The sequence below is a fragment of the Methylobrevis pamukkalensis genome, from assembly GCF_001720135.1.
In the GTDB taxonomy this organism is placed as follows: Bacteria; Pseudomonadota; Alphaproteobacteria; order Rhizobiales; family Pleomorphomonadaceae; genus Methylobrevis; species Methylobrevis pamukkalensis.
This window is the reverse complement of the sequence record NZ_MCRJ01000069.1, coordinates 1-23,934: the sequence shown is the minus strand read 5'-3', so window position 1 is coordinate 23,934 and position 23,934 is coordinate 1. Positions and strand designations below refer to the sequence as shown.

The following is a 23,934-nucleotide window of genomic DNA, read 5'->3' as shown; positions in this document are numbered from 1 at the left end:
AACACCGCCCGATCTAATTGCCGAGATCTGCACCTTGTTCTCAGAGATTCCAAGTGTTCGCGCGATATCACTCCTTACGGTTCGCAGCCCCGCTTCGCCAGTCTGTATGCGACCATCTCCAATGGCCAAATCATATCACTCCGTCACGATCAGCCCGTCCCGCAACCCGCCGAGCTTGGCGAGCTGGACGAGGCGCTTGCGCACCCGGTCGGCGTCGAGGCTGGCGAGGGTCTTCGGGATCACCAGCAGCAGGCGCTCGCCGTCCGACTCCACCCGCGTCTGCGGCACGATGCCCGGCATCGAGGCCGACAGCATGTAGGCGAGCCGCAGCACGGCGCCGAGCGTGCGGGCGCGTTCCTTCATCCGGGTGCTGGCCAGCTCGCGGATGCGCGGGCTCAGGGCCTCGTCGACGATGCCGACATGGCGGAAGTAGTTGGACAGCGCCAGATAGGCCCGGCCGGGGTGGTCGATGCCGATGAAGGCGCCGTGGGCGATCAGGTTCAGGCTCTGCTCGCCGCGATAGTCCGGATGGGCGCGCCAGCCGAGGTCGGAGACGAGGCAGGCGGCGGCGCGCAGCCGCTTCTCCTCCGCGCTCTCGGCAATGCCGAGGGCGGCGAATGCCTGGGCCGACCAGCCGATCAGCTCCTCCGCATGGCGCGGCGAGCGCGAGCGCAGATAGGCGAGTTCGGCGGCCGCCTCGATCAGCGGATCCTCCATCCGCTCCTCGGCGGAAAGGAGGTCGAACAGATGGCCTTCGCGCACGCCGAGTGCCGAGATCACCACCTTCGACGGCTGGATCGTCCGCATCACCTGCTCGAGCACCAGCGCGCCGAAGGGCAGCAGCGCCCGGCGCGACTTGGAGACGACACCGATCTGGTCGATGCTGGCCGGATCGCGCCGCGCGACGATCCGCGCGAATTCGAGCGCCTCCTCGGCGTCGATCTCGTAGGCGTGCATCACATGCAGCGGATAGCCGATCTCGAACATGTGCAGCCGCGCCAGCGAGCGCCACGTGCCGCCGACCGCGTAGAACGGGTGGCCGGCGCAGGGCATGCTCGCGGCCGCATCGGCGAGGCTTTCGGCCACGATCTTCTCGGCCTTGCGGATCGAGCCCTCGGCCGCCTCCTCCAGACGGATGCCGCCGAGCGGGAAGGTGCGGCCGGCGCCGACCTCGCCCGCGTCGAGCTGGACGAGTTCGAGGCTGCCGCCGCCAAGGTCGCCGACGATGCCGGTCGGCTTCACGAAGCCGGAGGCGACGCCGAGGGCGGACAGCCGTGCCTCGTCGCGCCCGACAGCAGCTGGAGCTTCGCACCGCAGATCTCCTCGACCGCGGCGATGAAGTCGGCGCCGTTGCTGGCGTCGCGCACGGCGGCGGTGGCGAGGATGTGGATCTCGACGCAGCCCTCGATGTCGGCGAGGAACCGGAAGCGGCGGATCGAGACCAGCGCCTCGGCCACCGTGTCCTCGGCGAGGCGTCCGGTCTTGCCGACGCCGCGCCCCAGACCGGCGAGCGTCTTCTCGTTGAAGAGGACGGTCGGCGCGCGGCAGAGACGTTCGTAGATGACGAGACGGACGGAGTTGGAGCCAATGTCGATGACGGCGATCGGCCCCCGTCCGGACAGGCGTCCGGGAGCCATGTTGCCGTCAAGAGCGCCGGTTGCGACGTAGGATCGGCTTGGGAGAATCGGTTTCAAGAGACTGTCCACGACCTGACAATGACGGGTTCGTCATGAAATACTGGTGGGCGTTGAACGGTTCCTCGCCCTCTTCCACGACGATACGCTCGTGACTCCCGTCCGACAGCAAACGCCAGCTCTGCTGGTTGTCCCGCATGTTGGCGACCATGATCTGGTCGAGAACCTGCTCGTGGACGGACTGGGTCGTCAGCGGAACGATGGCCTCGACGCGCCGGTCGAGGTTTCGAGGCATCAGGTCCGCCGAACCGATGTAGACCCTCGCGCGATCCGAGGGAAGCCCGTGGCCGTTGCCGAAACAGTAGATGCGGCTGTGCTCGAGGAAGCGGCCGACGATCGACTTGACCCGGATATTCTCCGAAAGCCCCGGGACTCCCGGCCGGAGACAGCAGATTCCGCGTACCACGATGTCGATCTGCACCCCGGCCCGGCTGGCCTTGTAGAGGGCATCGATAATCTGTGGATCGACGAGCGAGTTCATCTTCAGCCAGATCTGGCCCGGGCGCCCGGCGTTGAGATGCTCGATCTCCGCCTCGATGTTGGAGATGATCGTCTGGCGCAGGGTCAGCGGCGACAGGCCGATGGCCGACAGCTTCTGCGGCTCGGCATAGCCGGTGATGTAGTTGAGATCCGCGCGACGTCGTGACCGATGGTCTTGTCGGCGGTGAAGAAGGAGAGGTCCGTGTAGATCCGCGCCGTGATCGGGTGGTAATTGCCGGTGCCGATATGGCAGTAGGTCGCAAGACCCTGCGGCTCGCGGCGAACCACCATCGACAGCTTGGCGTGGGTCTTCAGCTCGATGAAGCCGAACACCACCTGCACGCCGGCCCGCTCCAGGTCGCGCGCCCAGCGGATGTTGGCTTCCTCGTCGAATCGCGCCTTGAGCTCGACCAGCGCCGTCACCGACTTGCCGGCCTCGGCGGCCTCGACCAGCGCCCGCACGATCGGGCTGTCGTTGGAGGTGCGGTAGAGCGTCTGCTTGATGGCGACCACATCCGGATCGAGCGCCGCCTGCCGCAGGTACTGCACGACCACGTCGAAGGATTCGTAGGGGTGATGGATCACCAGATCCTTCTGGCGGATCGCGGCGAAGCAGTCGCCGCCATGCTCGCGCACCCGCTCGGGCGAGCGCGCCGCATAGGGCACGAACTTGAGGTCCGGCCGGTCCATGCCGACGAGCTGGCTGAGCTCGTTGAGCGCGAGCGCGCCGTTGACGAGGAACATCTCGTCGGTCGCGGTGCCGAGCGCGCTGGCGACGAAGTTGCGCAGGGCCACCGGCGTCGAGGATTCGAATTCCAGACGGATCACCGATCCGCGGCGGCGACGCTTCAGCGCGCTCTCGAACAGGCGGACGAGATCCTCGGCCTCTTCCTCCACTTCGAGGTCGCTGTCGCGGACCACGCGGAAGGCGCCCTTGCCGAGCACCTTGTAGCCGGGGAAGAGGCGCGAGATGAACTGGCTGACGAGCTGCTCGATGATCATGAAGCGCGCGACACCGGGCTCTTCGGCCCGGTCGGGCAGGCGCACGAAGCGCTCGATCTTCGAGGCCATGCGGATCAGCGCGTTCATCCGCTCGCCGTCGCGGACCCGCTCCAGCTCCAGCGCCAGCGAGAAGCCGAGATTGGGAATGAACGGGAAGGGATGCGCCGGGTCGATCGCGAGCGGCGTCAGCACCGGGAAGACGGCCGCAAGGAAATAGTCGTCGATCCACTCGAGCTCGGACTTCGTCAGGTCCGACGGCACCACGATCAGGATGTCCTTGGCGGCCAGGTCGGCACGCAGGGCCACCCACTGGCTCTGCTGCGCGGCCGCAAGGTCGGAGGCCGCATGGGAGATGCGATCGAGCTGGCCGGCCGGGGACAGCCCGTCGTCGCTGAGCGTGGTGATCCCCTCGCGCATCTGGCCCTTGAGGCCGGCGACGCGCACCATGAAGAACTCGTCGAGATTGTTCGCCGAGATCGACAGGAAGCGCAGCCGCTCCAGCAGCGGGTGGTTGGGATTGTCCGATTCCTCGAGGACGCGGCGGTTGAAGCCGAGCCAGGAGAGCTCCCGGTTGATGAAGCGCTCGGGCGAGTGCAGGAGATCGGCGGTCGGCGGCGTTGTGGCCGTCTCGACCATCTTCGCGCCTGTTTCCTCGTGCGTCGCGGCCTCGGGCAATTCCATAATCTGTCCCCTGAAAATCACTTCGGCGGCGCAATCTAGCGCGGCAATGTGAAGGTTCGACGAGACTATCAGGGATTCTCCGAAGTTTCACCGACAAGCCGGGCGGCCAGCGCCCGCGTGACCCGTCGCCCGAGAGCGAGCGAGGCACGGTCGAGGTCGTCGACGATGCGGTTGGCCGCATCGAAGGAGCGTTCGATCCGCGCGGTGAGATAGTCGACGACGTTGCGCTCCACCTCGATCTGCCGGTCGGCGAAGAGCTTCACCAGCAGCCGCGCGAGCAGGTCGTCGTCGGGGGGGCCGAGCCGCAGCGGCCGGGCCGCCCGCAGCCGCGAGGCAAGGTCCGGCAGGCTCACCGGCCAGTCGCCCGGCTCCCGGCGCGCCGTCAGCAGCAGATGGCCGCCCCGCTCGCGCACGGCGTTGATGAGGTGGAACAGCGCGGTCTGGTCGAGCCCCGGATCGTCGGCGTCCTCGACCACCACCGGCGCATGGCGAGCGCCAGCGGGTCGAGACCGGCAAGATCGGCCGCCGCAAACCGCCGCGCCCCGGCATGTTCGGCGAAGATCGCGGCCAGATGCGACTTGCCCGACCCCGCCGGTCCCAGCAGCAGCGTCACCGGCCCCGGCCATTCGGGCCAGGAGACGAGGCCGGCGAGCGCGGTGGCGTTAGCGGGGCCGACCACGAAATCCTCCCGGCCGAAGGCATCGGGATGAACCAGCGGGATCGGGATCTGCCGGGTCGTCTTCATCGCAGGCCGCGGCCCTTGTTGGGGTCGGTCGGCACCGAGTCGAGGCGCGGCCGGAATAGAGGGGGCTTTCCAGATATTTGGTCAGGCCGAAGCGGATCAGCACCGCGACGGCCGTGGAGGCCGGCACCGCGATCAGCATGCCGACGAAGCCGAACAGGGCGCCGAAGGCGAACAGCGCGAACATCAGCCAGACCGGGTGGAGGCCGACGCTGGAGCCGATCAGTTTCGGCTGCAGCACGTTGCCCTCGATGAACTGGCCGACCGCGAAGATGCCGACGACGATCGCGACCATCGTCCACTCCGGCCAGAACTGGAAGATGGCGACGCCGATCGCCACCACGCCGCCGAGCGCCGCCCCGATATAGGGAATGAAGCTGATCAGGCCGATGGCGATGCCGATCAGGAAGCCGAAGTTCAGCCCGACGATCACCAGCGCCGTTGCATAGAAGATGCCGAGCAGGATGCAGACCGAAACCTGGCCGCGCACGAAGTCGGACACGCCCTGGTCCATCTCGCGGGCGAGACGGCGGATGGTGTCCTGATGGTCGCGCGGCAGCAGCGCGTCGACCTTGGCAACCATGCGGTCCCAGTCGAGCAGGAGATAGAAGGCGACGACCGGCGTGATCACCAGCGCCGACACCAGCGACATCAGCATCTGGCCGCCGGTCAGCAGCGACGAGGCGATGTCGGTCAGCCATTCGCTGGCGCCGTTGAGCACCGATCCGATCGACGAGCGCAACTGGTCCTGCGAGATGTTGAACGTGTCGGCGATGCGCGGACCGGCCCGCTCGACCACGAAGGTCTGGAGCCAGGTGAGAAACGCGGGAAAGGCGGCGATCGCGGCGCTGATCTGGTTGGCCAGCAGCGGCACCACCAGCACGAACATCAGCACGATCACGAGCAGGAACAGCAGCACGATCACCAGGGTCGCGAACAGGCGCGACAGGCCCAGCCGCTCCAGCCGGTCGGCGACCGGGTCGAGCAGATAGGCCACCGCCATGCCGCCGACGAACGGCAGCAGGATGCCTGAGAACAGAAAGAGGAACAGGATCAGGCCGCAGGCCGCGGCGATCCAGAAGAGGAACTTGTTTCTGAGCGTCACGCCGGCCGGTCTCCAGATGGGATCGATGTCAGGACTGTCGGTGAAACCAGGGGTGATCACGGTCTGCGACAGGTCTGCCGCTCACTCGCGTCCGGCCGGCTCGCCCATGTGCCGTGCCCAGGAAACGAGGTAGGCCCCGGCCGACGTGATCGTCAAGACGGCAACCACCACCGTGCCGAGGGCGACGAGCACCGGCACGTCCCAGTCGAAGGCAAGAACGGCCAGCACCAGCGCCGCGACCGCGATCTGCGCCGCCGTGTTGGCCTTTGAAATCATCAGCGGCTCGATCGCTACCGGCCGTCCGACGATCCACGACAGCACCACCCCGCCGACGATCAGCACGTCGCGGCTGAACACCAGCACCACCAGCCAGGCCGGAATGACGCCGAGATAGCCGAGCGTGCCGTAGATCGACATCAGCAGCGCCTTGTCCGCGATCGGGTCGAGATAGGCGCCGAGCTCGCTCATCTGGTCGAAATGCCGGGCGATGATGCCGTCGACCGCGTCCGAGATCCCGGCCGCCACGAACAGCAGGAACGCGAGATCCATACGATCCTCGATCATCAGCAGGATGACGAAGGGGACGGCCACGAGGCGCAGGAGCGCGATGATGTTCGGAATGGTCAAACGCGGCACCTGATGAAATGGTTCTCGTGGTATGTGGCCCCGCCATGCCCCCTTGCAAAGCCCCCGCCGACGGCGCGCGCTGGCTTTTCCCCCGCCGGCTGGCGGCACCGTCGCCTTTCGACTTGTCAAATCCGGCGATTGCTGGTTTCTGCCGCAGATCACACGAGAGTTTCACCCGGAGAGCACGCCAGGATGACCGACGAGCGCAACGGCCTCACCTACCGCGACGCGGGCGTGGACATCGACGCCGGCAACCTGCTCGTCGAGCGGATCAAGCCGCTGGTCAAGGCGACGCGCCGCTCCGGGGCAGACGCCGACATCGGCGGCTTCGGCGGGGTGTTCGATCCGCGCGCGGCCGGCTTCAAGGATCCGGTGCTGGTCGCGGCCAACGACGGCGTCGGCACCAAGCTGCGCGTCGCCATCGAGGCCGATCTCCACGACACCGTCGGCATCGATCTCGTTGCCATGTCGGTCAACGACCTCGTGGTGCAGGGCGCCGAGCCCCTGTTCTTCCTCGACTACTTCGCCACCGGAAAGCTGTCGGTCGACACCGCCACCGCCGTCGTCGCCGGCATCGCCGAAGGCTGCCGCATTGCCGGCTGCGCGCTGATCGGCGGCGAGACCGCCGAGATGCCCGGCATGTATGCCGATGGCGACTACGACCTTGCCGGCTTTGCGGTCGGCGCGGCCGAGCGCGGCACCCTGCTGCCGCGCGCGGACGTCGGCCCCGGCGACGTGCTGCTCGGCCTTGCTTCCTCGGGCGTTCATTCCAACGGCTTCTCGCTGGTGCGCCGCATCGTCGAGCGCGAAGGCCTCGCCTACGGCGATCCCGCGCCCTTCGCGCCCGAGACGAGCCTCGGCGCGGCGCTGCTGGAGCCGACCCGCATCTACGTGAAGTCGCTGCTCGCGGCGCTCAAGGCGACGTCGGGCATCAAGGCGCTCGCCCACATCACCGGCGGCGGCTTCGTCGACAACATTCCGCGCGTGCTGCCGGCCGGCGTGTCCGTGCGCGTCGACCTGTCGGCGGTGCCTGCCCTCCCCGTCTTCGGCTGGCTGGCGAAGGCCGGCGGCATCGCCGAGAGCGAAATGGTGCGCACCTTCAACTGCGGGATCGGCATGGTGATCGTCGTTGCCGCCGACGACGCCGACAGGGTGGCAGAGGTTCTGACCGCCGAGGGCGAGACCGTCGTGCGCCTCGGCGCGCTGGAAGCCGATCCGGAAGGCCCGCGCACCCACTTCTCCGGCGCGCTGGCGCTGTGACGATGGCCGCGGACGGCCGCCGCCTGCGGGTCGGCATCCTGATTTCCGGCGGCGGCAGCAACATGGCCGCCCTGATTGCGGCGGCGGCACCTGAAGTTTTTCCGGCCGAGATCGCGGTGGTGATCTCGAACCGCCCCGACGCCGGCGGTCTTGCCAAGGCAGAGGCCGCGGGCATCGCCACCGAGGTGGTCGATCACAAGGCCCATGCCGACCGCGCAAGCTTCGACGCGGCGCTCGATGCGGCGCTCGCCGCCCACGGCGTGGACTTCGTCTGCCTTGCCGGCTTCATGCGGCTTCTGACCGAAGGCTTCGTCAACCGCTGGCGCGACCGGATGATCAACATCCACCCCGCCCTGCTGCCGCTGTTCAAGGGCCTGCACACCCATCAGCGCGCGATCGAGGCCGGCGTGCGCTTTCACGGCGCCACGGTCCACTTCGTCCGCTTCGGCATGGACGAGGGTCCGATCATCGTCCAGGGCGCCGTGCCGGTGCTGGCCGCCGACACGGCCGACAGCCTCGCGGCCCGCGTGCTGGGCGTCGAGCACCAAATCTATCCGCTGGCGCTGCGCCTCGTGGCCGAGGGGCGGACGCGGATCGTCGACGAGACGGTGGTGGTGGACGGCACGGGCGAAGCGCCTGATCCGGTGATCTGGCCGGCGGGCTGAGCCGCCGGCAAGATCTTTACGCCTTGAAGCAGGCGGCGATGCCGTTGCGCACCGCCAGATCCTGCTGGCCGGTCAGCTGGCCGCTGCGCGGCACGATGTAGCTGCCCTCGGGAAGCTCGCGGATGGCCGAGCGCGCGGCGCAGCGGCAGTCTTCCACCATCCGGTTCCGCTTCTCGACCACGTTGAACTGGCGATAGACGCAGCTGTCGAGCAGCTTTCGCTCCATCATCGCCTTCGTCAGCGTCTCGCCGTCCCTCACGCCGGCCGGGGCGCCGCCGGGCGTCGTCGTGTTGCAGGCGGCGAGGAGAACGAGGGCGGGCACCAGCAGACGGGAAAGGCGGATCATCATGTCTCGCAAGGCGTTGAGGGCGTGGCCAGGGGGCTGAATCGGCAAAGGCATGCCATGCTCGGCCGCTTGAGGCAATGCCCGGATGTCGCACCGCGGCGTTCCATTCGCGTTTGCGCAACGAAGGTGTATGCAGGTCACACCGGCCGCAACCACACCTTGTTGTCGTGGAAGGCGGCACCGCCGAAGGGCGCGATGCTGTCGGCGCCGGTCAGCGCGTTGATGCCCGTGCCGTCGTCATGCGCCCCGTTCGGCCAGATGCCCTCGGCAATGACGACGCCGCGCTTCAGGCCGGAAAAGTGCCGCGCGTGCAGGCTCACCCTGCCCCGCCCGTTGCCCATCTCCACCAGCGCGCCGTCGTCTATGCCGTGCAGGGCCGCGTCCTCCGGGTGGATCATCACCTCCGGCCGCCCCTCCTTCTTCACCGAGCCGGCCGTCTCCGTGAAGGTGGAGTTGAGGAAGGAGCGCGCCGGCGCGGTGACGAGCCGGAACGGATGGGCCGTGTCGGCCTCCTCGATCACCGGCCAGTAGTCCGGCAGCGACGGCATGTCTTCCCACGGCCCCATCGGTCCGTCGTTCGGCGCCTTGACGTTGGCCCAGTCGGGGCGGAAGCGGAATTTTCCGTCCGGATAGGCAAAGCCGTCGAGATAATGGGCGGTGCGGAACGCCGGCTGGCAGTCGCGCCAGCGCCCGGCTTCCAGTTCGGCCAGCGTGCCGAAGCCGGAATGGCGCAGCAGCCAGTCCACATGCTCGCGCGGGCTCATCGCAAAGCCCGGATGCTCCGCGCCGAGCCGCCGCGCAAGCTCCACATGCACGTAATGGTTCTCGCGCGCCTCGCCCGGCGCCTCGACGAGCTTTCCCCCGAACAGCAGATACTGGTGGCCGCCGCCCTTGTAGATGTCGTCATGCTCCAGGAACATCGTCGCCGGCAGCACCACATCGGCCATCGCCGCCGTCTCGGTCATGAACTGCTCGTGGACGCAGACGAACAGGTCATCGCGGGCAAATCCTTCCCGAACAAGGCTCTGCTCGGGCGCCACCGACACCGGATTGGTGTTCTGGACCAGCATCGCGGCCACCCGCGGGCCGTGGTGCAGCGCCTCCGCGTCGCCGGTGAGGATCCGGCCGATCTTCGACTGGTCGAGGTTGCGGGTCATCCGGCCGGGGATGTCGGTCCCCTCGATCATCATCTTGTTGAGCGTGTAGATCGCGCCGTTGTTGTGGAAGGCGCCGCCGCCCTCATGCTGCCAGGAGCCGAGCACGGTCGCGACCGAGGCCGCCGCATGCATCGACACCGTGCCGTTGCGCTGGCGGGTGAAGCCGTAGCCGAGGCGGAAGAAGGTCCGCGGCGTGGTGCCGACGAGACGGGCGAAGGCCTCGATCTCCGCCACCGAAAGGCCGGTGACCGCTGCCGCCCATTCGGGGGTGCGGGTGGCAAGATGCGCCTCCAGATCATCCGGGCAGTCGGCGTAGCGGGCGAGATAGGCGCGGTCGGCATGGCCGTCGCGGAAGGCCACATGCATCACCGCGCAAGCGAGCGCAGCGTCGGTGCCGGGGCGCAGCACGAGGCCCATGTCGGCCTGGCGCACGGTCTCGGTCTCGTAGACGTCGATCGCGACGATCTTCGCCCCGCGCGTCTTCCGCGCCCGGATGGCGTGGGTCATGACGTTGACCTGCGTCGCCACCGCATTGGTGCCCCAGATCACCACGCAGTCGGCCAGCGCCATCTCGCGCGGATCGGGCCCGGCGAGCTTGCCGGTGCCGGCGATGTAGCCGGTCCAGGCCGCGTTGGTGCAGATCGTGTCGAACTGGCGGGAATAGCCCTTGGCGTGGCGCAGGCGGTGGATGCCGTCGCGCTGCACGAGGCCCATGGTGCCGGCGTAGTAGTAGGGCCAGACGCTCTCGGCCCCGAAGCGCGCTTCCGCCTCGAGAAACTTCTCGGCGACCAGATCGAGCGCCGCGTCCCACGAGGCGGTGACGAAGTCGCCGGAGCCCTTGGCGCCCTGGCGGATCAGCGGCACCGTCAGCCGCCGCGCATGCTCGATCCGCTCGGAATAGCGCGCGACCTTGGCGCAGATCACGCCGGCCGTGTAGGCGTTGTCGGTCGCCCCGCGCAGCCGCCCTACCCGGCCATCGGCGGTGAGCTCGACATCGAGCGCGCAGGTCGACGGACAGTCATGCGGACAGACGGAATGGCCGATGCGAGGATCGAGCGGCTTGTTCATGGCGACGTCGTCTCCGGCACCTGCCTCAGGTCAGATCGATTCTATCGAGAATGGGCGACCCTTGAAATCGAGATCGCTGTCCCTGCGGTTCGGATAGTATTCCTTCTTACCCGACAACTCATAGAACAGGATGCCGTGAATTCCGCTCGCTTTTTTCTTTGCGACCGGACGTGTCCACATGCCCGCCAGGATCGCGTCCGCCGAGGCCATGCCGTCGAGTTCGTCAACGAACTGGATGTCCTGCCCGTCACCGGGAAAGATGACGGCGAAGTCCTCGTCGGAAAGCTCGTAAAGGTCGTAGGCGCAGTTCTCGGCACCGTCCACGATCATCACGTTCTTCATGAGCCGGCCTTGCCCTTCCATTGTCAGCGCACATGCTCCGGCCGCACGCCGATGCCGACGATGCGGGCCGGGATGCGCCTGAGGACCGGGAATCTCCGGAAGAGGCGCAGCGGCGGCGGCACGCTGGTCTCCGCATCCGGCGCAAACACCTTGCCGAACAGCGCCTTCTGGGCCAGCACCTGCAGGCGCTGGGTGACGCGGGTCGGAAACAGCCTTCGCCGCTGGAGCGCGGCGAGATCCCCGTTGCCGACGAAGCCGGACAGGAGCGGTTCGGCGAGGATGTTGGCACTCGCGACCGCATCCTGGACCGCCAGATTGACCCCGACGCCGCCGACCGGCGACATGGCGTGGGCCGCGTCGCCGATGGCCAGAAAGCCCGGCCGGTGCCACGTCTCGAGCCGGTTGACGGTGATGGTCAGCAGGCTGACGTCCTTCCAGTCGGTGATCACCTTCGTCCGGTCGGCAACGAAGGGCGCCACTTCGGCAAGGGCGGCCCGGAACGCCTCGATCCCGGCCGTCTTCACCGCCGCATATCCACCCTTCGGGATCAGGTAGGCGCATTGCCAGTAGTCCTGCCGGTTGATCATCACCAGCATCCGGCCCTTGGAGAAGCGGCCGAAGGTATCGTCCGGATCGCTCGGCAGCCGCGGCAGGCGCAGCCACAGGGCGTCGATCGGCGCGCCGAGCTCACGCGGAACAAGGCCGGCGGCGGCGCGCAATGTCGAATGCCGGCCATCGGCGGCCACCACGAGATCGGCGCGGATGAACACGGGCCCGTCGGCCGTGGTTGCGTGGATGCCGACGACGCGGCCCCGCTCCTCCACCACGCTCTCCGCCTTCGCCTGCATCATCACCCGGAAACTCGGATGGCGCCGGCCGGCATCGGCGAGGAAGTCGAGAAACTCCCACTGCGGCATCATCGCGACATAGGGACAGGCGACCTTCAGATGCGAGAAGTCGGCAAACGGCACCTCGGTCTCGCCGAAGAAGGCGCTGAGCCGCGCCACCTTCTGGTGGGGGCGCTTCAGGAAGTCCTCCAGCAGCCCGAGCTGCTTCATCACCTCCAGCGTCGAGGGATGGATCGTGTCGCCGCGAAAGTCGCGCAGGAAATCGGCGTGCTTTTCCAGCACGATCACCTCGACGCCCTTCCGGGCGAGCAGCAGGCCGAGCATCATGCCCGCCGGCCCGCCGCCGGCGATCACGCAGCCGGTGCGGATGTCGTCGATCCCCTCGCCCATGCCCCGATCCTCCGGCTTGCCAGATCGCAAAGGGACTTCGTCAACGGCCACATGCAGCAGGTTGATGAATTGTCATTCCCGGCCGCGGCGCGCAGCGGCGCGGGGAAGGGAATCCAGAAGCCAGCGTCGAATACAGAACTGCCTTCTGGATCCCCTTCCCTCCCCGAGCTTCGCTCGGCTCGCCGGGGATGACAACCCGAGGCTCATCCCGGGTGACCTATGGCATTAGAAGCGCAAAGCCGCAGGCTTGCAACCGGCACCCGACGGCAACGTGCGGACATGCAAAAGGCGGCCTTTCGGCCGCCTTTCAAAGTCTTTCGCGATTGTTCGCGTCGGGCCGGTCAGCCGACCAGTTCGATACCCGCGAACCAGAAGGCGATTTCTTCGGCCGCCGTCTCGGGGGCATCGGAACCGTGGACCGAGTTCTCGCCGATCGACAGGGCGAACTCCTTGCGGATGGTGCCCTCGGCGGCATTGGCCGGGTTGGTGGCGCCCATCACTTCGCGGTTCTTCAGGATGGCGTTCTCGCCTTCCAGAACCTGCACGACCACCGGGCCGGCCGACATCTGCTCGCAGAGTTCGCCGTAGAACGGGCGCGCCTTGTGCACGGCGTAGAAGGCCTGGGCCTGGGCAAGGCTCATGTGGATGCGCTTGGAGGCGACGACGCGCAGGCCGGCGTCTTCCAGCTTGGCGATGATCTTGCCGGTGAGGTTGCGGCCGGTGGCGTCCGGCTTGATCATGGAGAAGGTACGCTCGATGGCCATGTCGAAAAGTTCCCTGAAGGTCTGGTCCGGATCGGACGGGAGGCAATGAAATTCTTGGCGGCTGTATAGCGGGCGGCACAAAGGGCCGCAAGGCGCCGGGGCGGGAATGGCGGCAGGATTTGCAGCCCCGCCCGGCTCACTCCGCCGCGGCGCGAACCTCGCGCCCAACCACTGCAGGCTCGGTCACCGCCGCCAGCGCGCGCTCCAGAAGCTCGATGCCCGCATCCTCGGCCACCGACCCTTCCGTCAGGATCCGCCGCCACGCCCGCGCGCCCGGCCGGCCGTGGAACAGGCCGAGCATGTGCCGCACCACGTGGCGCAGCCGCCCGCCCCGGGCCATGTGCGCCTCGATATAGGGCACCAGCGCGCGCACGGCGTCGACCGGATCGACATCCGCCTCCGCCGTTCCATAGATCCGGCGATCGACGGCGCAGAGCAGGAACGGCGACTGGTAGGCGGCGCGGCCGAGCATCACCCCGTCCACATGGGCAAGATGCGCCTCGGCGGCGTCGAGGTCGGCGATGCCGCCGTTGATGCCGATGAACAGGTCCGGCAGCCGCGCCTTCAGCCGGTAGACCCGATCATAGTCGAGCGGCGGCACGTCGCGGTTCTCGCGCGGCGAAAGGCCCTTCAACCAGGCCTTGCGGGCATGGACCCAGAGCGCATCCACTCCGGCAGCCACGAGGGCGTCGGCCAGCCGGTCCAGCGCCTCTTCCGGATCCTGTTCGTCGACGCCGATCCGGCATTTCACCGTCACGGGCACCGAAACCGCCGCCTTCATCGCCGCGACACAGTCGGCCACCAGCGCCGGCTCCTGCATCAGGCACGCCCCGAAGCGGCCGGACTGCACCCGGTCGGACGGACAGCCGACATTGAGGTTGATCTCGCCATAGCCATAGTCGGCCCCGATCCGCGCGCTCCGCGCCAGATCGCCCGGCTCGCTGCCACCAAGCTGCAGCGCGACGGGATGCTCCAGGTCCGAGAAGCCGAGCAGCCGCTCGCGATCGCCATGCAGCACGGCGCCGGTCGTCACCATCTCGGTATAGAGCAGCGCCTCGCGCGTAAGATGGCGATGGAACGCCCGACAATGTCGGTCAGTCCAGTCCATCATCGGGGCGATGGCGAAGCGGTGGTTGCCGTAGTGGGCTGAAATCCCCGCTTCTTGGCCTTTCTTACCGCCCATAGCGCGCCTGTTCCTGTCTCATTCAATCCCGTTGACGCCCATTTCCGATGTTGATTACAACAAATGTCGGAAACTCCGAAGGCATGTTGTAAATCCATGGGCACCATCATCGAGCGGCCACGCAAGAAGGGGCCACCCGCCTATCTCGCACAGATCTCGCTCATGCGCGACGGCAGAATTGTGCACCGGGAATCCCGAACCTTCGATCGACGCCCGGCTGCCGCCGCGTGGATGCGCAAGCGTGAGAAGGAACTTGCCGCCCCGGGCGGCATCGAGGCTGCGCAGCGAGACAAGCGCAATCCGACACTGGGCGACGCGATCGACCGCTATCTGGCTGAGACGGGCAACCGCATCGGCCGGACCAAAACCCAGGTGCTCAAGAGCCTCAAGGCCGAGGACATCGCCGGCCGGCCCTGCGAAGAGATCCGCAGCCCCGACATCGTCGATCTTGCCCGCGCGCTCGGCACGCGAATGCAGCCGCAGACAGTCGGCAACTACCTGTCTCACCTCGGCGCAATCTTCGCGATCGCCCGGCCGGCGTGGGGCTACCCGCTCGACAAGGGCGCCATGGACGACGCCCGGATCGTGATGCGCAAGCTGGGCATGACCAGCAAGTCCCTCAAGCGCGAGCGACGCCCTGCCCTCGACGAGCTGGACCGGCTGATGACCCATTTCGCCGATCGGTCGGCCCGCGCTCCGACGGCCGCGCCGATGCATGCCCTCGTTGCCTTCGCGCTGTTCTCGACCCGGCGACAGGAAGAGATCACCCGCCTCGCTTGGGCAGATCTCGACGAGGCCGGAAGCCGCATCCTCGTGCGTGACATGAAGCACCCCGGTCAAAAGCGCGGCAACGACCTGTGGTGCGACCTGCCGACGGAGGCACTCGCCATCATCCGGAGCCAGCCTCGCGAGGGCGATCTTATCTACCCCTACAGCACCGACGCGATCAGCGCGGCATTCACCCGCGCGTGCAAGGTGGCCGGCATCGAGGATCTGCATTTCCACGATCTGCGCCACGAAGGCGTTTCCCGGCTTTTCGAGATGGGGCTGTCGATCCCGAGGGTCGCAGCCGTGTCTGGCCACAGATCTTGGAGCAGCCTCCAGCGCTACACCCACCTGCGCCAGACAGGCGACAAATGGGCAGGATGGCACTGGCTGACGCGCATCGCGCCGCACCGTCCGGAGGCGGATTGACTCTTGTGACGAGAAGAACAAAATAGAAACACCCGAACGCGAAGAGGCCACCCATGTCGCTGACCACGTCCTACCTCGTCACACCGATCCGCCGCGGCAGACGCAACGCGCTGACCCCTGGCGAGACCCGCCGGGCAAGCACCGAGGCCGAGGCGCGCAGAATCGCCGATGGCATGATGCTGCGTGCGGTCGGCGCGTTCGTCATCGCGCAGGATGAAGACGTGCAGGCCCAGATCTACGGCGAGCCGCGCCTGGTCGCGACGCTCGGCGAGGTTCCCGAGATCACGTTCTGAGGGCACCGTGGCCACCATCGCCGACCACATCCTCGCCGGTGATCGCATCTTCGCTTATTGCCCGTGCGGTCACGACGGCGAGGTCGACCTCGATCGCGTCGGCCGCGTCATCGGCATGGACGCTCCGGCAGGGCTGCCGGAGATCGGACCGCGACTGCGCTGCGGCGCATGCGGACGCAAGGGCGACGGCCGGGATCGGTACGGCGCCGCCATCAGCATCACATTGCTTCCCGGATCGACCTTTCACGCAACACCGACCGTGCGGCCACCGCCGACGCGCGAACGCTGACGAACGCACCGGCTGGACAACACACCCGCCCCGCGCAACGATCCGGCCAGGAGGCACCATGCACGGCCGTGACCGCGACCCATCCGATGACCCGCCGCGTTGGTGGACATGGGCGATCATCGCCGCGTGGCTGCTGATCGGCGCCCGCATCATCTGGGAGATCACAACATGACCATCACCCTACCCGACGACGTCGCCGCCGCCCTCGTGCGTTACGTCGCAGGCCTTGACGCCCCTCCCCTCGTCGAGGATGCCGCCGTGGATCTGGTCCGCGCGCAGCTGGTCGCCGCCGGCTATCTCGCGCCCCGGCCGAGGGCGAGTGACGTGTGCAATCTCTACAGCCTGACAAAAGGCCAGCAGGCCATCCTCGAGTTCACACGGACGATGCGCGACCGGACCGGAAACCTACCGCCCATGCCGGGCATCTATCCGGACTATGCGGCGCCGATCGTGCGCACCGGGGAGGACGGCGAGCGTGAACTGGTCATGGCGCGCTGGGGCATGCCCTCCCCGACCTTCGCGCTCAAGGGCAAGAACCGCGATCCCGGCATCACCAACATCCGCAACACGACGAGCCCGCACTGGCGCCGCTGGCTGAAGCCGGATCACCGCTGCCTGGTGCCGTTCACGAGCTTTTCGGAGAACGCCCCGAAGACCCACAAACCCGTCTGGTTTGCGGGCGGCGAGGATCGCCCGCTGATGGTCTTCGCCGGGCTCTGGACGGAGTGGACCAGCGTTCGAAAGGTGAAGGAGGGCGAGGTGACGGCCGACGTCTACGGCTTCCTGACCACCGAACCGAATGCGGTCGTGGCGCCCGTCCACCCGAAGGCGATGCCTGTGATCCTCACGACGGCCGAGGAGATGGATGTCTGGATGCGGGCGGACTGGCGGGAGGCGAAGGCGCTCCAGCGCCCATTGCCGGATGATGCGATCGAGATTGTCGCGTCAGGCCAGAACGTGGACATCTGAAACGCAGAAAGCCCCGGCGCATCGCTGCACCGGGGCGGATTGGCATCGCCTCAACGCATTGCCGCGTCAAGTGTTATCGGCGCAGGGCCAGCCTCCCGGCATCACCCCGCCAGCACCCTCCCCCGCGCCAGCGTCGCCGCCACCTCCACCACCGTCAGCACCTCGCCCCGGCTGAGCTCCAGGTCCACCCCGCCATCCGTCGTCAACACCACCCGGCCGGGGTCGATCTTCAGGCGCACGGTGGCGCCGTCGCAGGAGAGGCGCGCAGCCTCGCCGAGCTTGCGCCGGCCGGCCGGCTCGCGCTTCATCGTTTCGCCCGCGCAGGCTCGTCGCCCAACTGCCGGTCGATCCGCTGGACCACCTCCCGCGTCACTCGCACGTCGGACGCGAGAGCGCCGATGGTGCGCTCCATATCCTGCTGCGCCTTCGCCAGCTCGCGCTGCAGCTCGCTCACGGACTTCGCCGCAGCCTCGAGGGCGGTCACCCGCCAGCGCAGGTCCGCCACCTGCGGTTCGGCCAGCCGGTCGGCCGCCTCGAGCGCGGCGACGTCGGTGCGCAGCGCCGTGATCGCGTCGTCGTGCACCTTCAGAGCGCCGCGGATCTGCTCGTACATCACCCCCCAGCCGGCGACGCCGGCAAGGAAGGTCACGGTCAGGATCACGCTGTTGAGATTGAACTCGTATCGCCACGTGGGTTTGTGCATGTTCGGGTGTCCGTCGTCGCTCACGCGCGTGTCCTCGCTGGTCGCCGGCAGCCCGGCTGTCATGCAGCGGATCGGCGGCAGGTGCCGCCGGGCCTCGGTCTCGTCAGGCCGGCGCGGGGGCGCCGGGCAGGGTCACGAACGCTTCGCGCGCCGCCGCTTGATCATCGCCTCGACGGCGTACCAGACCGGCGGGCCGGCCACGAGCAGCGCGCCGCCGATCGTCTCGGCGGCACCGGTGAGCGTGTCGAGTTCCTCGGTCGAAAGATAGCCGGCACCGGTCAGATAGCTGCCAGCGATGACGAGGGCATAGCGCAGCAGCCCCAGCCAGACGGGTTGAGAGGTCATGGCGGTGTTCCTTTCAGGCACGAAAAAGCCCGCTGAAGATGCGGGCGAGGAAGGCGAGAAGACCGGTCGGCGCCGGCGGCGGGTTGTCGATCGGCTCGACGTCCGGCGGCGCGGCCGGCGGCTGCACGGGCGCGGGTGACGGGGCCGCTGCCGCGGCGAGCACCCGGTCGAGCACCGCCTCAACCGCGGACGGATGGACCAGCGCCTTGTTGAGACCGTCACCGGCATAGTAGCTCTGGCCGCGCGCGACCTGCCGATTGGAGCCCTTGCGATCAGCCAGCACCGGGAACGACGCCCATTCCATGGCCAGCCGGGCGCCGAACTCCGTCCGGCTCATGCGTCCGCCCACGAAATCGCGGTAGCCGCGCCGGATCAGCAGGTGGTAGCCGAGCCGGTCCTGCAGGTCGGGATCGAAGATCTGGCTGTCCCGAAGCGCAAGCTCCTTGCGCAGCTCGGCCAGCGTCGCCCGCATGAACTGGTAGCGGCCCGATGCCGTGGACTTGGCCGGCCACCCCGACGCCTGATGGCCCTGCAACTCGGCGATCGTCATCGACGTGATCGGTTTGGGCAACCTGCCCTGCTGATGGGCGTAGATGACGTCGTAGCCGGCTCGGCCCGCCTCGCCGGTTTCGGTCTCGCCGATGAAGTCGAGAAGGATCGCCGCAGCGGCGGGGATGGTCTTGTCCATGTCGAGGGGTCTCCTGATGTTGCCGCGCCGCGCGTCAGGCCGCGAGCGACAGCCCGAACTTGGCGCTGCAGTAGCCGAGCAACAGGTCGACCACGTCGGCGTTGGAAATCACCGCGTCGTCGAACAGCCACATGGCGGCCACGTCGCCGTCGAGCGGCGAACCGCCGTTGGCATTGGTCGCCCCCATGAACATCTCGTTGTTCGTGACGTCGGCGGTGCCGCTGCTGCTGACGACGGTGCCGTCGTTGACGCGCACCGACACCGTGTTGGCCACCGCGTCGTGCTGGAAGAACACCAGCGCCCAGTCACCGGTCACCGTCTCTGCGGACACGGCCGTCACCACCCCGTCGATCGCCGCCACCGCCTTGCCGTCGGTGTTGAGGTAAAGCTGCGAGCGCCCGGTCGCCGTGGAAGAAGCGAGCAGGCCCTGGTTGACGCCGGTCACCGCGGCATTCACGAGGATCGCCCGGGTCTGCTTCGCCGTGCTGCCGGTCGGGATCGTGCCGTTGTAGTCGAGCGCGTCCGGCCGGCCATCGACAAACCGGATCACCGGCTGGCTGTTCAGCACATTGGCCACCACCAGCGGCGTCAGCGCCGAGCCCTCGGTCTGCGGCTTCCACCATTCCCCGTCGGTGCTGTCGACGAGGTTGTTGATCCGCGTCACGCGGTCGTCGCCGTCCACCAGCGTCACGCGGGTGCGCGGCTCGTGCCAGGCCACCAGCGAGGCGATCGCGAGCAGTTCCGCCCGGTAGTCCACCAGCAGCGGCAGGTCGGTGTTGCCGGTGCTCACGCCGGGCAGTTTCCATCCGAAACCCATGGTCGTCGTCCTTTTCCGTCGTCAGTCAGTTGATGTTGGCGGCGGCCTGCCGTCAGAAGGTCCATTCCTGCGAGCGCGCGTAGTTGCGCATCCGCCAGGTCGGGTCGGCGATCGACATGCCGGGGTGGCTGTCGGTGATCTGCCCCCAGGCGCCCGCCCGGTCCACCGCGCCGGGGCCTTCGAGCGCGTAGCGCAGTTTGTCGCCGGTGACCGGCGGGGCGGAGAGCGTAACGATCACGGTGCGCGCCGGTCCGTTCACGGTGACGGAGGAGATCGTGGTGCTGCCGACAGGCACAAACGTGAAGCCGTAGTCGGTCGCGGCCGGCACGTCGGTGGTCGCCACCAGATCGCCGATCACCTCGTCGCCGCCGGTGTAGCTCAGGGTGACCACCGACCCGACGACGCTGACGCCGCCGGACGGCACGTGCAGATCGGCCCAGGTGCCGCCGGTGGTGATCACCCGCTCGGCGCGCGCGAAGTATTCCTTCTTGATCGCGTACCAGATCGGCAGGTCGTGGACCTGATCGTCCGGCACGTGCTCGGAGAAGTAATTCGGGTGCGAGAAGTAGACGTCGTCGAGTGTCTCGACGAGCGTCTCCTGCGCCAGCGGAATGTCCGAATAGACGCCGTCGGAGGCCGCCGAAAGCTGCGACATCAGGATCGGGATCACCGGATGATCGTCGCGCAACTCGGCCATGACCGCCGCCCGCAGGTCCGCGAACCACGCCGTCGCCTGCGACACGTAGGAGGCGGCCGTCTGTCCGTCCTGCCGCGCCGCCTCGCCATGAACACAGACGAAGGCGTTCAGCGTGAATTCCCGCGCGAAGCCCTCGAGCGCAATCCGGCGCGCCGCGGTGACGAAGGCGACCCCGTTGTTGAACGGCTCGGTGCCTTCGTCCAGTTCCGAAATCATCGCGCCGGATTTGGCCGCCGTCCCGACGATGATCGTCTCGCGGCCGACGCCGAAATCCGGGTTGAGCGACAGCCGATAGACGCCGTAGGCGACCATGCCGGTCTCTCCGTGCCCGGAGGCCGCCACTTCGCTCGCCGGCTCCACGTCGGTCAGCGTCGAGGCCGAGACCGAGACGCCGCCGGGAAGCCGGATCGTATCGTCGGGCCGTGCCGTATTGATCAGCGACAGCACGTCGTAGGGGCGCGGGTTGCTGGTCGTGTGGACCATGTCCTCCTCGTCGAGGGCCGACAGGCCGCCGCCGTGGGCGGTGCTCTGCCCGATCGCCAGCACGCCCGCGATCGGCCCGGCCGTCGAGGAGATGATCGTCGTCGACAAGAGATCCGCGCGCTGGAGGTAGTCGTAGAGCCTCGTCTCCCCGCCGAGCGTCTCGTAGGCCATCCACCGCCTGGTGCCGATGCTGTTGATCACCACCGGGCCGAGGATGTCTCGGCTCTCGCCGAGGATGTCGTCGGGCGTCAGATACCCGCCCGCGCCGATGGTCGCGAGCGTCGCGTCATCCAGCGTCAGGCCGACGCTGCCGTCCGCCCGGAAGCGGATCATCAGCCGGTTGTCCGCGTCGGCAATCCCGCCGATGTAGCCACCTTCGGCAAGCACATCCTCGCCGGAAAGCTCGCTGTCGCGGAGGAACCCGACCCGGCCATCCGGGCGCACGCCGAGCAGCACCCGGTCATCGGCATCCGTTATGCCGCCGATGTAGCCGCCTTCGGCGAGAAGATCATCGCCGCGCGTCTCGGTATCGCGGGTCAGGCCCACGCGCCCGTCCGGCCGCACCCCGATCATCAGCCGGCCGTCGGCATCGGCGATGCCGCCGATGTACCCGCCCTCGGCGAGCAGGTCCTCGCCGGCGACCTCGCTGTCGCGCTGCATCAGGATCTTGCCGGTGTCGGCGATGCCGAAGATCACCCGGCCGTCGGCGTCGATGAACGACGGTTGCAGCAGCCGGTGCCCGGTCGTCGTGAACCCGGCATCCTCACCCTGCAGGATGTTCGCCGCGCCGAAGCCGGGCAGCCCGTCCGCCCCGACGAGGATCGCCGCCCGCCCGTCCGGCCCGAAGATCGCCCACGGCACGCTGATGTCGCGCAGCAGCTTGTCTTCAATCTCGGCTGCAAACCGCTCCGCCCGCCGCAGCCGGTCGAAGATGCCACCCAACACGTCAGTCAGGCCAAGCTTGTCGACCACCTCGCGAGACCCGCCGCCGAGGCCTTGGCCTCGAGGATCTCGATCAGCCCGTCCACCTGGTCGATCTCGTGAATGTGCCCGTCCGGCGGCACCTCAACTTCAGCCGTGACCGGACCGGAGCCGTCGAAACTCACCTCGCCGGTCACGCCGCCCTCAAGGGTGACCGTGATCGCCTCCGCCCACCGCCCGGCCGCCGCCACCGGCGTCGCCCCGCTGACGATGCCCGCGACCGCCTCCTGCAGCGCAGTCACGTCGGCCTCGGTCTGCACCAGCTGCGCGTCGTAGATCCACAGGTCGCCGAGGTCGGTCGCGCCCGCACCGCCGTAGGGGCGGAAGAAGGGCACCACGTAGCGCACCGTGGTCGGGATTTCGTAGTCGAGATCGCCGAGGGCGCCCGCCTTGCCGATCAGGAAATCGAAGGTCACCACCTGATCGGTAACGAGCGGCGACAAGGTCTGGCCGAGCCGGACGGTGGAAACGTGCGCCTTGTTGCGGTTGAGCGTCTGCAGCCAGATCTCGACGCCGTTGCCGAGCGGGTCGGCCGGATCGATGCCGCGCGCCAGCCGCCCACGCACCCGGTAGGTCCGCCCGTCCTCCACCGCAAAATCGATCCTCGGCGCCACGTCGACGTAGCGACGTCGTCCGGGATGTCCGCGCCACTGATCCGCAGCGCCGAGCCGAGGGGGCTGCTGACCACAACCTCGCCGATCGCCAGCGCCGGCCGGCTTCGCGCCGCGCCCGTGTGCGCGGTCGACCACAGCGAGGGCGCATCCCCCGGCCGATGCGCCGCGTTGCCGATCAGGTCGGCGTACAGCGCATCAACCACGTCGACATCGGCGGCGAGCGCGGTGAGCCCGGCGTCAAACGCGGCATTGAGCGCCGTGTCGGCCGCAGCACGGGCCGTCGCCTCGGTCGCCAGATCCTCGGCCACCGCGTCGATCGCGGCGTCGAGCGCCGTGTCGGCCGCCGTCCGTGCCGTCGTCTCCGTCGCCAGATCCCCGGCCACCGCGTCGATCGCCGCATCGAGCGCCGTGTCGGCCGCAGCGCGCGCCGTCGTCTCGGTCGCCAGATCCCCCGCCACCGCGTCGATCGCCGCATCAATCGCTGTGTCCGCCGCCGTCCGCGCCGTCGTCTCGTCGGCCGCCGCGTCCTCGATCGCGTCCAGCCGCACATCCAGCACCGCCAGATCCGCCTCCGGCAGATCACCGATCCGCACCCACGTGTTCGGCGTGCCCGCCGTCACCCGCCACACCCCGGTGTCGGCGCCGTCGTCGAACACCCGGGCGAGCAGGCCGACCGCCAGCCCGCTCGCCGACGGCAGATCCTCGCGCAGGGCCTCGTTGTAGTCGTAACCGGCCTGCAGCATGCCGATCGCGTCGGCGATCGGCCCGTCGGCGAGCAGCTGCGACGCCACCGCGTCGATCGACACCCGCACCGTGCCCACCGCGGCGCGGTTGCCGATCAGTTCGTCGATGCTGCTCGACTGGGTGATGTCGTCGGTCTGTTCGCCGGGGGTGGTCGCCATCGGGCGGTGCTCCATGGGGATGCGGCCCGCCGTTGCCGGCAGGAGGAGGGAGAGGGAAAGGCGGGAGAAAGGCGGGGCGTCAGGCGCCGTGGAAGACTTCGACCATCCACCAGACCAGCTGCGCGTTGGCCGAACCGCTCGCGAGTTCCGCAGTGAACACCACGTCGAAATCGACGCTCGTGTCCTGCGCCCCGGTCGCGTAATCCGTGGTCGCGGTGCCCGCGATGGCATTCGTGGCAGCCGCCCGGAAGCCGGCCTGCACGCTCTGCGAATTCTGGTTGCGCCAGATCCGCGTGTCGATGAAGGTCCGCGTCGTCGAGACCGTCACCTCGGCGACCGTGTGCCCTGTCAGGCCGTCACCCCCGGCAGCGGCCGTCCGCGCGCGCAGGATCTTGTTGGTGGCGCTGTCTGTGTATTGCCACAGCGCCGAGATCCGCAGCGCGCCGTTCGGCCCCATCGCGCCGCCGGGAACCGTGACGCGGTCGATCACCGTCTGCGCCGTCGTGCCGGTGTGCGCGACGCCGCGCCCTCGGACCAGCCGACCACCCGCCACACCCCGAGCGCCTCCGCCGCGCCCCGCGCGCTCGTCGCGCCGGTGCCGCCAC

25 protein-coding genes and 2 pseudogenes are annotated in these 23,934 nt (G+C 68.4%); 6 read left to right on the top strand and 21 right to left on the bottom strand.

Annotated features, from left to right (window positions below; translation table 11 throughout):
- Nucleotides 1–135: 135 nt before the first annotated feature.
- The 6 genes and pseudogenes from A6302_RS12435 to A6302_RS12415 form a co-directional block, all read right to left on the bottom strand.
- Nucleotides 136–1,637: pseudogene (locus A6302_RS12435) on the bottom strand (Ppx/GppA phosphatase family protein).
- Nucleotides 1,638–1,644: 7 nt separating this feature from the next.
- A pseudogene (locus A6302_RS12430) lies at nt 1,645–3,812 on the bottom strand (RNA degradosome polyphosphate kinase).
- Nucleotides 3,813–3,925: 113 nt separating this feature from the next.
- Nucleotides 3,926–4,333, bottom strand: a complete 408-nt coding sequence (locus tag A6302_RS26180) for an HdaA/DnaA family protein (RefSeq protein WP_425349163.1) — start codon at nt 4,331–4,333, stop codon at nt 3,926–3,928.
- Nucleotides 4,240–4,536, bottom strand: coding sequence for a P-loop NTPase family protein (locus A6302_RS26175; protein ID WP_425349162.1), 297 nt, complete (start codon nt 4,534–4,536; stop codon nt 4,240–4,242). Before A6302_RS26175 ends, A6302_RS26180 begins: the two co-directional genes overlap by 94 nt.
- The gene (locus A6302_RS12420; RefSeq protein ID WP_069307298.1) at nt 4,520–5,704 is read right to left on the bottom strand and encodes an AI-2E family transporter; all 1,185 of its coding nucleotides are present in this window, start codon (nt 5,702–5,704) and stop codon (nt 4,520–4,522) included. The genes A6302_RS26175 and A6302_RS12420 overlap by 17 nt, the downstream gene beginning before the upstream one ends.
- An 81-nt stretch (nt 5,705–5,785) precedes the next feature.
- On the bottom strand, nt 5,786–6,331 hold the full coding sequence (locus A6302_RS12415) for a CDP-alcohol phosphatidyltransferase family protein (RefSeq protein ID WP_069307297.1): 546 nt from the start codon (nt 6,329–6,331) through the stop codon (nt 5,786–5,788).
- A gap of 192 nt (nt 6,332–6,523) precedes the next feature.
- Between A6302_RS12415 and purM the strand changes: the two genes are divergently transcribed.
- The gene (gene purM, locus A6302_RS12410) at nt 6,524–7,591 is read left to right on the top strand and encodes a phosphoribosylformylglycinamidine cyclo-ligase (protein ID WP_069307296.1); all 1,068 of its coding nucleotides are present in this window, start codon (nt 6,524–6,526) and stop codon (nt 7,589–7,591) included.
- Nucleotides 7,592–7,593: 2 nt separating this feature from the next.
- Entirely contained in the window at nt 7,594–8,256 is a 663-nt protein-coding gene (gene purN / locus A6302_RS12405; RefSeq protein WP_069307302.1) for a phosphoribosylglycinamide formyltransferase, read from the top strand.
- Between the two features lie 16 nt (nt 8,257–8,272).
- Here purN and A6302_RS12400 read toward each other — a convergent pair whose 3' ends face one another.
- The 6 genes from A6302_RS12400 to dusA form a co-directional block, all read right to left on the bottom strand.
- Nucleotides 8,273–8,605: a hypothetical protein gene (locus A6302_RS12400; protein WP_069307295.1), complete on the bottom strand. Its 333-nt coding sequence runs from the start codon at nt 8,603–8,605 to the stop codon at nt 8,273–8,275.
- 134 nt (nt 8,606–8,739) lie between these two features.
- On the bottom strand, nt 8,740–10,827 hold the full coding sequence (locus A6302_RS12395) for a molybdopterin oxidoreductase family protein (RefSeq protein ID WP_069307294.1): 2,088 nt from the start codon (nt 10,825–10,827) through the stop codon (nt 8,740–8,742).
- Between the two features lie 30 nt (nt 10,828–10,857).
- Nucleotides 10,858–11,169 carry a hypothetical protein gene (locus A6302_RS12390; RefSeq protein WP_069307301.1) on the bottom strand — a complete coding sequence of 104 codons (312 nt, stop codon included), beginning with the start codon at nt 11,167–11,169 and terminating at the stop codon, nt 10,858–10,860.
- A gap of 23 nt (nt 11,170–11,192) precedes the next feature.
- Nucleotides 11,193–12,407, bottom strand: a complete 1,215-nt coding sequence (locus A6302_RS12385; protein WP_069307293.1) for an FAD-dependent oxidoreductase — start codon at nt 12,405–12,407, stop codon at nt 11,193–11,195.
- Between the two features lie 341 nt (nt 12,408–12,748).
- Nucleotides 12,749–13,171 carry a nucleoside-diphosphate kinase gene (gene ndk / locus A6302_RS12380; RefSeq protein ID WP_069307292.1) on the bottom strand — a complete coding sequence of 141 codons (423 nt, stop codon included), beginning with the start codon at nt 13,169–13,171 and terminating at the stop codon, nt 12,749–12,751.
- Nucleotides 13,172–13,307: 136 nt separating this feature from the next.
- Nucleotides 13,308–14,354, bottom strand: a complete 1,047-nt coding sequence (dusA, locus tag A6302_RS12375) for a tRNA dihydrouridine(20/20a) synthase DusA (RefSeq protein WP_083255728.1) — start codon at nt 14,352–14,354, stop codon at nt 13,308–13,310.
- 96 nt (nt 14,355–14,450) lie between these two features.
- Here dusA and A6302_RS12370 point away from each other — a divergent pair, with 96 nt between their 5' ends.
- The 4 genes from A6302_RS12370 (at nt 14,451) to A6302_RS12355 (ending at nt 17,099) form a co-directional block, all read left to right on the top strand.
- Nucleotides 14,451–15,548 (top strand): site-specific integrase, encoded by a 1,098-nt coding sequence (locus A6302_RS12370; RefSeq protein WP_069307291.1) that lies wholly within the window; start codon nt 14,451–14,453, stop codon nt 15,546–15,548.
- 53 nt (nt 15,549–15,601) lie between these two features.
- Nucleotides 15,602–15,841 carry a hypothetical protein gene (locus A6302_RS12365; RefSeq protein WP_069307290.1) on the top strand — a complete coding sequence of 80 codons (240 nt, stop codon included), beginning with the start codon at nt 15,602–15,604 and terminating at the stop codon, nt 15,839–15,841.
- 7 nt (nt 15,842–15,848) lie between these two features.
- A complete protein-coding gene (locus A6302_RS12360) occupies nt 15,849–16,130 on the top strand; it encodes a hypothetical protein (protein ID WP_069307289.1) in 282 nt (93 codons plus the stop codon).
- Nucleotides 16,131–16,454: 324 nt separating this feature from the next.
- A complete protein-coding gene (locus tag A6302_RS12355; RefSeq protein WP_069307299.1) occupies nt 16,455–17,099 on the top strand; it encodes an SOS response-associated peptidase in 645 nt (214 codons plus the stop codon).
- 101 nt (nt 17,100–17,200) lie between these two features.
- Here the strand turns inward: A6302_RS12355 and A6302_RS12350 are convergent, their stop codons facing one another.
- The 9 genes from A6302_RS12350 to A6302_RS12310 form a co-directional block, all read right to left on the bottom strand.
- On the bottom strand, nt 17,201–17,407 hold the full coding sequence (locus tag A6302_RS12350) for a hypothetical protein (RefSeq protein ID WP_069307288.1): 207 nt from the start codon (nt 17,405–17,407) through the stop codon (nt 17,201–17,203).
- The gene (locus A6302_RS12345) at nt 17,404–17,826 is read right to left on the bottom strand and encodes a hypothetical protein (protein ID WP_141703723.1); all 423 of its coding nucleotides are present in this window, start codon (nt 17,824–17,826) and stop codon (nt 17,404–17,406) included. Before A6302_RS12345 ends, A6302_RS12350 begins: the two co-directional genes overlap by 4 nt.
- Before the next feature lie 108 nt (nt 17,827–17,934).
- Nucleotides 17,935–18,147, bottom strand: coding sequence for a Pam3-gp28 family putative phage holin (locus tag A6302_RS12340; protein ID WP_069307286.1), 213 nt, complete (start codon nt 18,145–18,147; stop codon nt 17,935–17,937).
- Nucleotides 18,148–18,160: 13 nt separating this feature from the next.
- Nucleotides 18,161–18,835, bottom strand: coding sequence for a lysozyme family protein (locus A6302_RS12335; protein ID WP_069307285.1), 675 nt, complete (start codon nt 18,833–18,835; stop codon nt 18,161–18,163).
- Nucleotides 18,836–18,869: 34 nt separating this feature from the next.
- Nucleotides 18,870–19,652 carry a hypothetical protein gene (locus tag A6302_RS12330; protein WP_069307284.1) on the bottom strand — a complete coding sequence of 261 codons (783 nt, stop codon included), beginning with the start codon at nt 19,650–19,652 and terminating at the stop codon, nt 18,870–18,872.
- Nucleotides 19,653–19,704: 52 nt separating this feature from the next.
- A complete protein-coding gene (locus A6302_RS12325; RefSeq protein ID WP_069307283.1) occupies nt 19,705–21,804 on the bottom strand; it encodes a hypothetical protein in 2,100 nt (699 codons plus the stop codon).
- The gene (locus A6302_RS12320) at nt 21,783–22,229 is read right to left on the bottom strand and encodes a hypothetical protein (RefSeq protein WP_141703721.1); all 447 of its coding nucleotides are present in this window, start codon (nt 22,227–22,229) and stop codon (nt 21,783–21,785) included. Before A6302_RS12320 ends, A6302_RS12325 begins: the two co-directional genes overlap by 22 nt.
- A complete protein-coding gene (locus A6302_RS12315; RefSeq protein ID WP_069307281.1) occupies nt 22,226–23,329 on the bottom strand; it encodes a hypothetical protein in 1,104 nt (367 codons plus the stop codon). The genes A6302_RS12320 and A6302_RS12315 overlap by 4 nt, the downstream gene beginning before the upstream one ends.
- 79 nt (nt 23,330–23,408) lie before the next feature.
- Nucleotides 23,409–23,819: a hypothetical protein gene (locus tag A6302_RS12310; protein WP_141703719.1), complete on the bottom strand. Its 411-nt coding sequence runs from the start codon at nt 23,817–23,819 to the stop codon at nt 23,409–23,411.
- Nucleotides 23,820–23,934: the final 115 nt, after the last annotated feature.